At 49.3% G+C, this 14,469-nt stretch carries 8 protein-coding genes; 7 read left to right on the top strand and 1 reads right to left on the bottom strand.

What is annotated here, in order from left to right:
- The first annotated feature begins 18 nt into the window (after positions 1-18).
- The 7 genes from VNQ80_RS08210 (at position 19) to VNQ80_RS08180 (ending at position 12,176) form a co-directional block, all read left to right on the top strand.
- A complete protein-coding gene (locus VNQ80_RS08210) occupies positions 19-1,182 on the top strand; it encodes a DUF4434 domain-containing protein (protein WP_325637341.1) in 1,164 nt (387 codons plus the stop codon).
- Positions 1,139-3,946: a glycoside hydrolase family 78 protein gene (locus VNQ80_RS08205; protein WP_325637339.1), complete on the top strand. Its 2,808-nt coding sequence runs from the start codon at positions 1,139-1,141 to the stop codon at positions 3,944-3,946. The genes VNQ80_RS08210 and VNQ80_RS08205 overlap by 44 nt, the downstream gene beginning before the upstream one ends.
- A gap of 69 nt (positions 3,947-4,015) precedes the next feature.
- On the top strand, positions 4,016-5,173 hold the full coding sequence (locus tag VNQ80_RS08200) for a DUF4434 domain-containing protein (protein ID WP_325637337.1): 1,158 nt from the start codon (positions 4,016-4,018) through the stop codon (positions 5,171-5,173).
- Positions 5,174-5,180: 7 nt separating this feature from the next.
- Positions 5,181-7,022, top strand: a complete 1,842-nt coding sequence (locus tag VNQ80_RS08195) for a hypothetical protein (protein WP_325637335.1) — start codon at positions 5,181-5,183, stop codon at positions 7,020-7,022.
- 122 nt (positions 7,023-7,144) lie between these two features.
- Positions 7,145-9,823 (top strand): PQQ-dependent sugar dehydrogenase, encoded by a 2,679-nt coding sequence (locus VNQ80_RS08190; RefSeq protein WP_325637333.1) that lies wholly within the window; start codon positions 7,145-7,147, stop codon positions 9,821-9,823.
- Between the two features lie 11 nt (positions 9,824-9,834).
- Entirely contained in the window at positions 9,835-11,043 is a 1,209-nt protein-coding gene (locus VNQ80_RS08185; protein ID WP_325637331.1) for a nucleoside permease, read from the top strand.
- 50 nt (positions 11,044-11,093) lie between these two features.
- Entirely contained in the window at positions 11,094-12,176 is a 1,083-nt protein-coding gene (locus VNQ80_RS08180; protein WP_325637329.1) for a Gfo/Idh/MocA family oxidoreductase, read from the top strand.
- Positions 12,177-12,200: 24 nt separating this feature from the next.
- Here the strand turns inward: VNQ80_RS08180 and VNQ80_RS08175 are convergent, their stop codons facing one another.
- The gene (locus tag VNQ80_RS08175) at positions 12,201-14,333 is read right to left on the bottom strand and encodes a hypothetical protein (RefSeq protein WP_325637327.1); all 2,133 of its coding nucleotides are present in this window, start codon (positions 14,331-14,333) and stop codon (positions 12,201-12,203) included.
- Positions 14,334-14,469 lie beyond the last annotated feature (136 nt).

Here is a 14,469-nt window from a genome sequence, read left to right as displayed (position 1 = left end):
ACAGAAAAAATAACAATTATGAAAAATGGGCTATCACTTTTTACGAGTATAGGGCTAGTGGCAATGATCGGAATGGTGATCTGTTGCAGCAACAACGTCGTTCCACCAAATACAGTGGATAAAAAAGATGGTGATAAAGAACGGAGTATCGATGTTTTGCGGATGATTTACGCCATAGCGGAAGAAGAGGAAATGAAGGTAATGGCAGATTTGAATATGGGGGGAGGTATGCTTTACAAGAAACATACCGTAGATGATGTTACAGCCCAATACGCCACCTATATCCCTAAATTCCATAAGAGGTATGGTGAGTATGCTTCATTTTGGGGCTGGTATATCAACAATGAGCTCACGTTACAGCCGCCGCTAGAAACTGAAATTTCGGGATTTTGGCGGGCGATATGGAAGTCTGCCGTCGACGAATGTAAGAAAGTAGCACCGGAAAGTGTCGTAACGATATCGCCGTTCTATATCATGGATAGGGATAAGCATCGGGGTTTCGATTTTCTTGAGCCCATTGAATACGAACAATGGTGGGCGAAGACGTTGTCCCATACCGGAATTGATATTCTGATGCTCCAGGACTCGGGCGCGGAACACCTAAGTTTTTTTTCGTTGGAGGATCGGCGACCTTTTTTCCAAGCATTTAAAAACGCCTGTGACCAGGCGGGAAGCGAATTGTGGCTGAACGTGGAAAGTGGTGAAATTGATGCAGATAGCTGGGATGAAGCTGTAACGATGGAGCAAAGCAAAACACAGGAATGGGTGTACACGCCCACTGAGTGGCTCGCTCAGAAGTTGGAATTAGCCGCGGAATACGGAGAGCGCATCATCAATTGGGGGTATTATCCGTTTATGACCCCCACGGCAAGTGCTGGGCCATTCCTATTTAGTGTAGATGGTATTGAAATACCGACTAACTTACGGGCTGAAAGCTATTCGTCTTACCGACAATATTATGAAGGCATCAAAGATCGTGGCATACAACCCGGTTCGCTGACCAAGCCGCTTATGCGGGGTACGCTATGGTGGCTGCCAGTCATGTATGAAGGATGGTCTGAGGAGGCGATTGAGAAAACAATCAGGGAACAGATAGCGGACCAAAAAGCCCTCGGGTTTGATATGTTATGGATTGTAAATGCCCCCGCTAATATGGAGTGGGCCATCGGGAAAGAAAAGTAAACCGTACCATCAAGACATGCAAGTGGCTTATCACAAGATCGCGTTGTGCTTTTTCTTGGCAGTTGCTCACCATATAGCGGTAGCAGCGAGTATCGGCGTTTCGAATTTAACCGTCGAGTCCATGACTACGGCACTCGGCATCGATGCAAAAAAACCCGGTTTGTCGTGGCAAATCACAGGGAATGAACGGGGCATATATCAATCTGCCTATCAAATACTGGTATCGTCATCCCAGGCGTTACTGGACGATAACATAGGCGATTTATGGGATAGTGGCAAGATTGCCTCATCGCAGTCGCTGGATATCCGGTACGAAGGAAAAGAACTAGTCTCCAGGCAACGGTGCTACTGGAAGGTCCGGGTGTGGGATGATAAAGGCCATACAAGTACATACAGTAAGCCGCACACTTGGGAAATCGGGCTGCTCGACGATTCCGATTGGCAGGCCCAATGGATTAGTGCACCTAAGGTCCAAAACTGGGAAGCATTTGCCGGGAATCGCGAGCGAGGTAAGCTGGATACCTTGATGAATGCGGCTCCCATGTTCAGAAAGGAATTTTCAGTGGGCGCGCACGTTGCTCAAGCACGCCTCTACATCAGCGGCATCGGTTATAATGAAACGTATATCAACGGGCAGAAGGTTGGTGACCATGTCCTTGATCCTGCATTCACCCGCTACGACAAAACGGTATTATATCAAACATACGATGTATCCCATTTATTGAACAATGGGAAAAACGCGCTAGGGGCAATACTTGGAAACGGCTGGTATAATATGCCCACGCGGACAATCTGGGCATTTGATCAGGCGGGGTGGCGAGCTCGACCGGCTCTTTTGGCACAGCTAGAAATCACATACCTGGACGGCACGGTGGATGTGATAAAAAGTGACGGAACATGGGAAACGGGCCGGGGGCCAATTTATTTTAACAGCGTTTTTCAAGGGGAGTATTATGATGCCCGCAGTGCGAAGCCTCACTGGAACCGAGTGGGATTTGAGGACGGTGGATGGTCATCCGCTGAATTGGTCGTGGGGCCGCTAGGGAGATTAAAACCCCAGCTGATGCCACCCATAAGAGAGCTGTCCGAAATTAAACCGATAGCGATGACCGAGCCAATACCGGGGCACCGCGTATATGATCTGGGAAAGAATATTTCCGGCTACGTCCGCTTGAAAATCACCGCTCCGGCTGGGACTGAAGTTGCGATAAAATATGGGGAGCGACTTACCCCTGATGGACTCGTTGATCAGGAGCATATCGGAATGTACGCTTACGACGCTCCTTTTCAGACGGATAAATATATCGCCGCAGGTACGGACGAGGACATTTGGAGCCCTCGGTTTACGTATCACGGTTTCCAATATATGGAAGTCACAGGCCTGTCTGAAGGTGTCGCTGACGCCATCATTACCGCGATGGTGGTACACACGGATTTCAGCCCAGTAGGTTCTTTCAACACGTCCAGCCCGTTGCTGAATACCATACATGCGAATACACAGAATTCCTTCCTCACCAATTTCCACGGCTATCCGGAGGATTGTCCCCATCGGGAAAAGAACGGATGGATGGGTGATGCACACCTCGCGGCTGAGATGGCTTTTTATAATTATGATGTGGCCCACGGCTATACAAAGTGGCTTGCAGACATTGCCGATGAACAGCGACCGTCGGGTGAGGTGCCGGGCATTGTCCCCACTGCTGGATGGGGGTACTTCTTCGGCAATGGCCCCGCGTGGGATTGTTCGCTATTTTTAATTCCTTGGTATACTTACTTATATACCGGAGACGTTTCGATCATTGAAAAGCAGTATCCATCAATTCGGCGTTATATCGACTTCCTTGCTACCAAGGCAAATGAGCACCACATCGTAGCTTGGGGGCTGGGCGACTGGTGCCCGGCAAAGACGGAAACCCCCGCTGAGATTACGTCGACAGCATACTATTTCAAAGGTGCCGAAATCCTCTCGAAAATGGCAACATTACTTGGCGACTCCGACGCTGCGACCCAATATGCGCGATTAGCAGCGGACATTAAAACTTCGTTCAATCGGCAATTTTATCGCGGGAATGGGATTTATGGAAATGGGAGTCAAACCGCACTATCTTGTGCCGTGTATCAGGGATTAGCCGGTGAGTACTTGACCGAAACAGTTGATGCATTGGTTAATTTGGTCAAAAACAACAACTATCACTTGGACTGCGGGATTTTGGGTACCAAATACCTTATTAATGCGTTGTTGGATAATGGCCATGCCGATGTTGCATACCGGATTGTAAGTAAGCGGACTTATCCTAGCTGGGGCTATTGGGTAGAACAAGGGGCCACCACTTTATGGGAACGGTGGGACGGGGAAAATTCGAGAAACCATCCGTTTTTTGGCGATGTGGGTGCTTGGTTTTATAAGGCGCTGGGCGGGTTACGTATTGACGAAGACCGCCCGGGTTTCAAGCACGTGAATTTGAACCCTATTTTTCCGGAGGATCTCGATTGGGTAGACGTACATCATGAATCCCGCTATGGAAACATTAAATCGTCTTGGAAGCGGGAGGGAAAGCATATTCACTGGGAAGTGAAAATCCCGAATAATACGACGGCCACGGTTTTCCTGCCTCTGGGCAGACAAGGAGAAGTGCGAGAGGGTGGGAAAGCGATTCGACAAAGCACAGCTCGCATCAACATTATTCGAGAAACTGACGATATGAAAGTAATAGACCTGACGTCGGGGGAGTATACCTTTACCTTCGTCAGCCATCAAGATTGAATAGCAATTCGAGGTAATAGTACCGTGCGCAGTACGAACAAGATAACCCATTAGCAAAAAATCGAAATAATGAAGAGTATTAAATACACCGTCATCTCCCTGATCGTCTTGTCCATATGTGCGTCCTGTATAACTACAGCAGAAAATAACGAGCCGGATATTTTAGAAATAATATATACGGTTGCCGATAAAAAGGGTATGAGGGTAATAAGTGATTTAAATATGTCGGGCGGCGATTGGTATGGAAAGATCAGTGCTGATAGTTTGGTAACGAAAACCAAAAAGTATGTATCGGCGTATCATGAACAATACGGTCAACACCCCTCTTTTTGGGGATGGTATTTGAACAACGAGATCAATCCGATTAAAGTTACTGAAACGGAAAAATCTGTTTTTTGGCGAAAAGTATGGAAGTCTATAGTTGATGAATGCCATCGTGTCCGACCAGGGAGTATGGTCACTATTTCCCCCTTCTTCTTGCTGGATAAAGACGAACTACGTGGGTACGAGTACCTGGAGCCTTTTGAATATGAGCAATGGTGGTCAGCCACGCTCGAAGAGACCGGTATAGATATCCTGATGCTACAGGATTCAGGAGCAGAGCATCTTTCATTTTACACCTTAGCCGAAAGGGAGCCGTTTTTTGCTGCATTCTCAAGAGCTTGCGAAAGTGCAGGAACTAAATTCTGGTTAAATGTAGAGACCGGGCAGGCAGATGTTAACGATTGGTCTGAGGCGCTGGCTATGGAGAAGGAAAAACATCGACCTAAAAAATGGCGGGTATTTACGGAAATAAACTGGTTATCACAGAAGCTTGAGCTTGCTTCAAAGTACGGTGAGAGCATCGTTAACTGGGGCTATTATCCACTTATGAACCCAACTGAAGAAGTAGTGGGTGCATACTTAAATGATGTGGGTGGTTCGCCAATAGATCACAAAGATCGCTTGGAAGCCTATGAGTCATATAAAACGTATTATGAAACAGTCCCTAATGAAATACAACCCGGTCGTAAGACCAGACCAGTTATGCAGGGCACCTTATGGTACATTCCTTTAAATTATTCAGGCTTGTCAAGAAAGCAGTTGGAAAAGGTGATAGAACAACAAATAGAGCAACAACAAGCGATTGGTTTTGATTTGCTATGGTTGTGTAATACCCCTGCTAATATGGAACGGGCGCTAGCACAACAACGTACCGACGGGGTTCAATATTCCCAGATAAAATAATTCGGCTATGATCACAAGAAGAGCGTTCATTCAGCAATCGGCAATGGCTGGCGTCGCCTTAAGCCTACCAGAATCCTTAGCTGTTTTTACAAATAATGACACTTTTGGTTACCGATCCCCATTCTTCAAAATCCAGCTAGAAAAGAACCGACCCGTATTTACTTTTTTCTCGACAGACAGTCTGGGTGGTGGTATGCTATCGGTCAATACCATTTTAGGAACGAATCCGTCTGAGCAGAACGCCTATGAAGGTCGTATCGAACGGGATAGCATTGCCTATTTTTCAAAAACAAAACGGTCGGATATTCCCCTGTGGAAGTGCAGCGCATTGCCACGGTCGTTTTCGCTGCAGACACAATGGAATGAAAACAACGAATATGCTTTACCTTTTACAATCACTTTTGCGCAGAAAGTGAACTATTGTACGGTACTGGGGATAATGGAAGAAAAAAATGTAATGCAATTTCCCTGCGTATTGCATTTTCCAGGTATGGGAAGTTTTCGTGTATACTGTGATAATCCTTCCGTCACATTGTTGTATGATGCCTACAGGTATACCGGTAATCCTTTTGTAAAGCTTTCTTTTCCCGCGGCTGATGAGCGCTATAAAGAAATCACCTATTCGTTTGAATCGGTTGCTATTTATCCCGAGTTGGATATGATCCGCAATGATACCCGGTTTGATGGGTTCAGGCGCAACTTCATTAATATTTTCCAAATGAATCCGCGGATTTATTCCCTGGCAAATAATTCTGCCAGTGACGCGTGTACCTTTACGCTTTATTTATATGCAGAGATGGCACAGCATACTCCGGAGCTGGTGGAAGGGGTGTCTGCGATGGATTTGGTGCGTACTTCGCTGAACCGGTATTTCGGCGGAATGAAAGGATATGGTGAGGTGGGATACATGAATAAGGCAGGAGGATGGCAGAGTGAGTATGATTCCTGCGATTCGGCTCCCGCTGTGATCATGGCTGCCTGCAACTATATTATGCATACGGGGGATTTGGACTGGGGCCGGGCAAATTATAAGCATATCCGGGATTGGGCGACCAAAATGATCGCTACCGATAGAAATAACGATGGAATCATAGAGTATGGATTATCCGGTAATTCGGGCAGTTGGAATGGTATAAAGCGGCCTGCAAACTGGTGGGACACCATTGGTTTCGGACACGATGATGCGTATTCAAATGCCCTCGCATATCGTTCCTGTGTATTGTTGGCAAAACTCGCACATCTGTTAGAAAAGACAGCGGATGATCAGTATTTCAGCGCTTTTGCCGCCAAGCTTAAGGCGAATTATTTTAACAGCTTTTATAACCCGGAAACTGGAGTGCTGGCAGGATGGAGAAGTGAGGATGGCCGCTTGCATGATTATTATTTTGTTTTTGTAAATAGTGTAGCAATCAGCTATGGGCTTATTGAAGAAAAAAAAGGGGTAGAGATCATGAGACGGATACTTGATAAAATGAAAACGGTAGGATTTACAGATTTTGGGTTAGGGCTGCCTGGGAATTTATTGCCCATTCCAAAGGAAGATTATACAGATACCGACAAGAGGTTTGGGTATGGGGCATTTCAGGTTTACGAAAATGGTGGTGCAACAGGGTGCTATGCCTATTATACGATCCATGCTCTTTATAAATTGGGTATGAAAAGGGAGGCAGAGATGATCTTGATGCCTATGTTGGAAAGCTATAAAAAAGGGAATTTCCAGGGACATTGTCCGGGTAGTGACATGACGAAGGACTGGAAATCATGGGATGGGGAGTGCTGGGGATATGAAGGCTTTCTGGTAGATAATTTCCTTACCTTGCTAGCTGTAATTGATCAAAAAAATAGTTGATGATCATGTGTAACTGCCACCAGCCGAACCGGCGATGATCGGGTACGGGAAGGGTTCTTCCACAGGTTTCCGACGGTTGGTCCGCTAACTCACCTAAAGATTAATTTAAGTAAACAAAAATAATGTCGTTCGAGTTTAAAGCTCCTGCCATTCTTCTCTTAGTAGCATCCGTCTTGATGATTGCTCCCTCTTGCAAAAACAATGGAAAAAATGAATCAACAACCGCTCCCGATAGCACCCGCTATACGCGCACGGTGCTTGCCGAAGGGCTCGATGAGCCGATGCAGATGGTCATCCTCCCGGGCAATGACGTGCTGTTCGTGGAGCGCAAGGGCGGGGTGCGATTATACAAAGATGCTACAAAGGAACTCCGCGCCGTGGCCAATTTCGAGGTGTTCAGCGGTATCGAAGACGGACTGCTGGGGGTTGTTGCCGATCCGGATTACGAGAAGAACCACTGGCTGTATTTCTACTACGCGGTGGCGGGTGAGCAGGCAGTGAGCAGGCTATCGCGGATGGAGTTCCGGAACGATAGCCTACTGCGGTCGACGGAAACGGTGATCTTGGAAATCCCCACGCAGCGTATCTACTGCTGCCATTCAGCGGGATACCTCAAGTTTGATCGGGCAGGTAATCTCTACCTGTCCACGGGCGACAATACCAACGCCGAAGAAACAGCGGGGTATACGCCGGTGGATGAGCGCCCGGGGAGGGAGCTTTCAGACGATCAGGCTACAGCCTCCAACACCAATGACCTCAGGGGGAAAATCCTGCGGATCAAGCCTCTCCCCGGCGGGGGATATGCGATACCGGAAGGTAACCTGTTTCCAAAGGGCACGGCGGGCGCGCGACCGGAAATCTATGTGATGGGCGCACGTAACCCTTATCGCTATAGCATTGACGACGAAACGGGCTATCTGTATTTTGGGGATGTCGGTCCGGATACGGAAATGAAGGCTTCTGATGGAGAGCTGATGAGCTTTGACGAGATCAATCAGGTGCGAGAACCGGGATACTACGGCTGGCCATATTTCCTAGGCAACAACCAGATCTTCGGCAAATACGATTACGCGACGGGGGAACTCGGTCCCGGCAAGGATCCATCGAAGCCGATGAACGAATCGCCCAACAACACCGGATTGAAGGAGCTGCCGCCGGCTAAGCCGGCGATGATTTGGTACGGGAAAAATAACTCAACATACTTTCCGCAGGTGGGCAATGGAGGAGCTACGGCAATGGCGGGGCCTGTCTACTACAGCAAACATTTCAAGAAGGCACCATATAAACTTTCCGATTATTACGATGGGAAGCTTTTCATCTACGAATGGATTCGTGGGTGGGTCATGGCGGTAAGTTTTGATGAAAGCGGAAATTTGAAGGGAATGGAGCCGTTTCTGGAACACTGGAACTTTGATGCACCCGTAGACATGCAATTTGCATCGGATGGGGCCATTTATATGCTGGAGTACGGAACGAACTGGTTCTCCAAGAATACCAATGCTCGCTTGGTTCGGATTGAATATGCGGAGGGAAACCGAAGGCCGGTCGCCTCCATTGAGATGGATAAGCAATATGGAGCGGCACCACTGACGGTAAAACTATCGGCCGGTGGATCCATTGACCATGACGAGGGAGACAAGCTGTCTTTCCGTTGGCGTGTGGAAGGCGAAAACAAGCAGGGTGAGACCGTTTCCCATACGTTTACTAAGCCAGGGATTTACGATGTGGAGTTGACCGTAAGCGATGGAGAGGGCGGTGAAGGAACCACTTCCAATCGGATTTACGTAGGCAATACGCCGCCGGAGGTCCACATCCATACTTCAGCCAATCGCAGTTTTTATTGGGATGGCAGTACACTGGATTATGCGGTGGAGGCAAGTGATAGGGAAGACAGTGTATCCGTAGCGGATGTGTCGCTGGCGTTCGGGTATATACCCAATGGTAAAGATGCCGCATTGGTATTAAGTGGCGGACAGGATCCGAGCAGCCTGCGTTACCTGAAAGGGCAGCAGCTGATTGCCAGCCTGGACTGCAAGTCCTGCCATTCCATCGACAAAGAATCGGTAGGCCCCACTTATCAGGCTGTGGCAGCCCGCTATAGGGGTACCCCGGGGGCGGAGGGGCTACTAGTTAACAAAATAATCGATGGCGGTAGCGGCAACTGGGGAGAGCGGGCAATGTCGCCACACCCCGAATTAGCGGAGGAGGATGCACGGGAAATGGTCCGCTATATCCTGTCACTCGGTGCAGGGCAGCAGCAGTTGGCACCCCAAGGCGTATTACGGCTTGATAGCCATAGTGGGAGAGACGCCGATGGCGTGTACCTGTTTAGTGCCCGTTATACGGACCACGGGGCGAACGGAATCCCACCTTTGAACGGACATGATCACATTCTACTGCGCAACCCGTTGCTTCAAGCGGAAGATTTCGATGCTGGCAATGTGCGGATTGCTACAGTTACTACGGCCTTTATGTCGTATGTGTACGGAATCCAGAATGGAAGTTACCTTTCTTTCCGGGACATTGACCTGACGCATGTGCGACGGATCGGCTATCGGGCGCAGGCCAGCGGTGCTGGAGGTACGATTGAGGTGCATCTGGATAGTATCGGCGGACCGGTGGTTTCCCGTTTGGAAATACCTGCAGGTAATTTCAGCGGTGCTGAAAATGGCTGGAAAGAGGTGATGGGATCGGTGGACGAAACCCATGATGTGCACGACCTCTACGTTGTGTTTGTAAATGGTGATGCGGGAGATAAGGCGCTGTTTAGCATCGATTGGCTGAAATTTTATAACCGTTAGACGGGGCCTTTATGTCGATATCGCTGCGAGCCCGCCTCTCACTAGCCATGTTCCTGGAATTTTTTACCTGGGGCGCGTGGTACGTGACGCTGGGAACCTATCTATTCGAACAACTAGGTGCAAGCGCTGTACAGGTGGGCTCAGCTTATGCCAACTTTTCTATTGCCGCGGCGTTGTCTCCAGTATTTGTGGGGCTCGTGGCCGACCGTTATTTCGCAGCACAACGGGTGCTCGGCGTGCTGCATCTGTTGGGAGCGGGGATATTGGTTATGTTGGCGCGGGCTGACGATTATGGTGCGTTCTGGTGGCTGCTGCTATTGTATTCGCTGCTGTACGCACCCACGATGGCCCTGATGAATTCCGTTACGTTCCGGCAACTCAAAGACGCGGGCAGGGAATTTCCGCTTATCCGGGTGTTTGGTACGGCCGGTTGGATCATTGCCGGACTGTTGTTGGGTTATCTCGGTATCGAAAGCAGTGCTTCCCTGTTTTACATGGCTGCTGGCGCGTCGGCGATACTGGGCTTAGTGAGCTTTACACTTCCCGACACACCTCCGGACCGGACAGGGAACGCAAGCTTAGGTTCCGTGTTGGGGAAGGAGGCGCTGGTGCTATTCAAGCAGCGATCCTTTTTGGTCTTCTTTCTTTCATCGCTAGCAATCTGTATTCCGCTATCTTTTTATTATAGTTTTGCCAATCCCTTCTTGAATGATCTGGGTATCTCGAATGCGGCCGGAAAGATGACTTTAGGACAACTTTCGGAATTTCTATTTTTGCTCGTTATACCTTTTGCTTTCAAGCGCTTTGGTATCAAAGTGATTTTAATCATGGGGATTATCGCATGGATTGTCCGCTATATACTGTTTGCGTTTGGTGATGCCGATAGTGGGATGGGATTGTTGTATTTAGGTATCCTGCTGCATGGGATATGCTACGATTTCTTTTTTGTGTCCGGCCAGATCTATGTGGACCGCGTGGCTGGTGACCGGATCCGTAATTCTGCGCAGGGATTGATTACCTTTGCAACGTATGGAATAGGTATGCTGATTGGTTCGTACATCTCGGGATTGATTACCGAATGGTTTATGTTGCCGGAAGGGTCGGCCATGCAGTTCAATTGGCAAGGGGTTTGGCTGGTTCCGGCGGGTATCGCTGCCGTGGTGCTGGTTGTATTCTTGGTCTCGTTCCGAGACCAACCGGTGAAGGAGCGGGAGGGTTAGCAACAGATGTTGCCAAAAAATGCATAAGAAATAAGCAAAGGAAAAAAGAAATGAAACAAACTGGTAGTAAGGTGCGTGTACTGGTCGTAGGTTGTGGCAACATGGGCGCGTCGCACGCGCAGGCCTATCACGATATGGATGGATTTGAGATCTGCGGGCTGGTTGCCAGGGGCGTCAGCAAGGAGCAGTTAAACGAGCGGTTGGGAGGTGGCTATCCATGCTACAGCGACTATACCACGGCGTTGCAGGCTGCCAAGCCTGATGCGGTATGCATCTCGACGTATCCAGACACCCACGAGGAATACGCTATTATGGCGATGGAGCACGGCTGCCATGTATTCATCGAGAAGCCATTGGCAGACACGGTCGAGGGAGCAGAACGGGTGGCTGAAGCCGCGAGGCGTACGGGCAAGAAGTTGGTGGTAGGCTATATCCTACGCTACCACCCATCTTGGCAGCACTTCGTGAAATTGGGCGGACAATTGGGTAAGCCGCTGGTGATGCGGATGAACCTCAACCAGCAGAGCCATGGCCGGATGTGGGATGTGCACCGCAACCTGATGAAAAGCTTGAGCCCCATTGTCGATTGTGGGGTGCACTACATCGATGTGATGTGCCAGATGACCGGGAGCAAACCCGTTCAGGTCAATGCTATCGGTGCCAGACTAACGGACGATATTCCGGAAGACAATTATAACTACGGGCAACTGCAAATCCGATTCGAAGATGGTTCTGTGGGGTGGTACGAGGCTGGGTGGGGACCAATGATCAGTGAAACTGCCTTTTTCATTAAAGATGTGATTGGCCCGAAGGGCTCGGTTTCCATCGTAGCAAAGGAGGCCGGTGCAATAGGCCATTCCGACAATGTCTCGGCCCACACCAAAACAGAGTCGTTGCGGGTACACCATGCGGCAATCGATGGTAACAACGATTTTGTGAAAGCCGATGAGTGGATAGACCTTGCTGATGAACCAGACCACCAGGAACTATGCAACCGTGAACAACGGTTTTTCCTTGAAGCTATACACACGGACCTGGACTTGGAGGAGCTGACCCGACATGCTATCGATAGTCTGCGGATAGCCATAGCCTGCGACGAGTCGGTAAAAACAGGCAAACCGGTATACCTCTGATACCGTGTTTGCCGATTTATAACATCACTTCTTCTGCTGCTCGTCCAATATGGCGTATATATTGACGGCTATCGGGTCGGGCATGATAAACATTCCGCCATAATTTCCCGTGATACTGTTGTGGGTGTCTGGGTACGTGTAGTCAAATGCCCCTTTTTGGTAGTCTTCAAAGGTGGAAGGCACGTTATGTGGCCGCCAGCTGTCGTCGGTATGTACCACCATCCATTCAATAGCGGCCACGGTAATCCCTTTGTGGAATTGCCGCCAATCAATCTCAGGGTCCACATCGCCCCACTGGATCCCGCGCTCGGTGAGGTCACGGAATACGGAGAGCACTTCCCATTGTACGTGGTCGCGAACCCAATTCGCGAAATACCAGTCGCTCGAAGACAGTACCGGCTTCGTATTGTACATCATACTGTGGTGGCTCATCGGTTGCCATAAGTGTGTAAATGGGATGATGGATCGCATCCAATAGATAGCCTTTTCTTTATAACGTTCATCATCAAAAACCTTATACCCCTCATAATAGGCCACCGCGGCATGCCCGGCTGCTAGCAAATTCGCGGCATGCAATGGCGTCTCCCAGAAGTCGCCACCTTCGGGTCGCATCATATCCATGGCATATTCCAGCGCTTTCCGTGCGGCATCCCGATAAACATCGTCGCCGGTCGTTTCGGCGATATCGAGCAGGTTTAAAGCGGGTAAGATGACGATGTCTAAAGCGGTGTCAAATTCCCGTCCCATGGGCTCCACGAAAGACGTCGCCACAATGAAATCGTCTTTTCGATAATGCCGTCCATGGGGATCGAAATAGAACGATCCATCTTCACGTTGGATTTCCAGCAACTCATCGCCATGTTTGCGCTGCGCGTCCAGGCGATCCTGCTCGCTACCCGGCTGCTTACGTTGCTGGTAACACCAATCCATTTTGGCCCGTAGTTCTTTTGCCAATTTACTGCCTTTATGTTGGTTTACATAGCGCTCAAGAAAGCCGGGTACACCCGTGCCGATCTGGTTTTTCTGAGGGATGCCGAAGCCCTTCCCTTCATGCCAGAAATGGGTATTGTATGCATTTGCGATGAGGTCCAAGGTTTCCTCGAAGCCCCACTTTGGTGCGGGTGGTTCGGGAAGCTCATTCCGCTTTACCCAATCGGTCACTACATCCAGGCTGTTTCCCTCACTCAGCCAGATTTCAGCGTCGAAATTAATTTGTTGCCCAACCCGTAACTCAAGCGGTAGCGATGAATACACTTCATTTTCGTGGCCCTCCACGGTCGCGTCCGGTATCATCAAGCCCATCAGGTTGTTGTTCATGCGGTCTACGAAATTGGGTGTCGCAAATACCGGTTGCGGGATGTGGGACCGATAGTTGAACCAACGGGTTACTATTTGAGTCGGTTTCCACGACAATCCAATACCTGTACCTTCATGGCTCAGCGCCATCAAGGGAATGGTTACTTGATTCGGGTGCGGAGCCACGCGAAGGGCCCAGGGGTCCTTGAAATAATCGGTTCCACTGGACCATTCATTATCGATGGTCCACTCCACACCGGGAAATATAGAGTCGTCTTTTTCTATCCCGAAAGATCCTTCACCGACCTTAAGCCATGGCCCACGGATGTATTGTGCGTAGTAATTTCCGGTGGCGGTCAACCTGTGTTTTACCTGCACCACGGGTTTGTCGGCAGCCAATGTAATGGTTACCTCGCCCACCAATGCCGGCTCGGTAAATGGGTATTTCATCCATTCCTCGAACGACGTGCCCTGCAATTTTTCGCGCACTACAATCGATCTCACTTCAAAATGGATGGATTCGCCCTCCGGCCCGGATGTCCGCCGGAAAGTGTCTGCGGTAAGTCGCATGGGGATGTCCTGATCCCGGAGCATGATCTCCCCCAAATGGTCCAGTACAGCCATCGTTTTACCGGATGCGGTTGATAGCTCGCCCCAGGCCCATCCATCTATCCGTTTAAAGATTTTCAACGTGGCGAAAGCGTTTTCCAATACCGTTGATTCGCCGGTATAGCTCGTCCGCTTATAGGTAGGTTCCGCATCATTTTGGGCGGCGGCCTGTTGGGCCTTCAGGGAAAAAACGATGAAAACGAAAAATGCAGCGGCGATGAGTAAGGCGGAATTGCTTGTACCTTTTTCCATGGTTAAATCTTTTAGTGTTTAATCGATAGCATGGAGGTGTCCGATACCTCCGTCTGTTCGAGGAAGCTCAAACTTAGTCCAACAAACGGGTTATGGCAACCTGTACCATCCCGTTTTCGCAGTGGGGAGCACCAAA

Source organism: Parapedobacter sp. (genome assembly GCF_035556095.1).
GTDB lineage: Bacteria > Bacteroidota > Bacteroidia > Sphingobacteriales > Sphingobacteriaceae > Parapedobacter.
This window is presented reverse-complemented; position numbering and strand designations above follow the sequence as displayed.

What these genes read in the sequence shown, in the direction of transcription:
- VNQ80_RS08210 (WP_325637341.1), top strand. Translation starts at nt 19, where the DNA reads ATGAAAAATGGGCTATCACTTTTTACGAGTATAGGGCTAGTGGCAATG.
- VNQ80_RS08205 (WP_325637339.1), top strand. Translation starts at nt 1,139, where the DNA reads ATGCCCCCGCTAATATGGAGTGGGCCATCGGGAAAGAAAAGTAAACCG.
- VNQ80_RS08200 (WP_325637337.1), top strand. Translation starts at nt 4,016, where the DNA reads ATGAAGAGTATTAAATACACCGTCATCTCCCTGATCGTCTTGTCCATA.
- VNQ80_RS08195 (WP_325637335.1), top strand. Translation starts at nt 5,181, where the DNA reads ATGATCACAAGAAGAGCGTTCATTCAGCAATCGGCAATGGCTGGCGTC.
- VNQ80_RS08190 (WP_325637333.1), top strand. Translation starts at nt 7,145, where the DNA reads ATGTCGTTCGAGTTTAAAGCTCCTGCCATTCTTCTCTTAGTAGCATCC.
- VNQ80_RS08185 (WP_325637331.1), top strand. Translation starts at nt 9,835, where the DNA reads ATGTCGATATCGCTGCGAGCCCGCCTCTCACTAGCCATGTTCCTGGAA.
- VNQ80_RS08180 (WP_325637329.1), top strand. Translation starts at nt 11,094, where the DNA reads ATGAAACAAACTGGTAGTAAGGTGCGTGTACTGGTCGTAGGTTGTGGC.
- VNQ80_RS08175 (WP_325637327.1), bottom strand. Translation starts at nt 14,333, where the DNA reads ATGGAAAAAGGTACAAGCAATTCCGCCTTACTCATCGCCGCTGCATTT.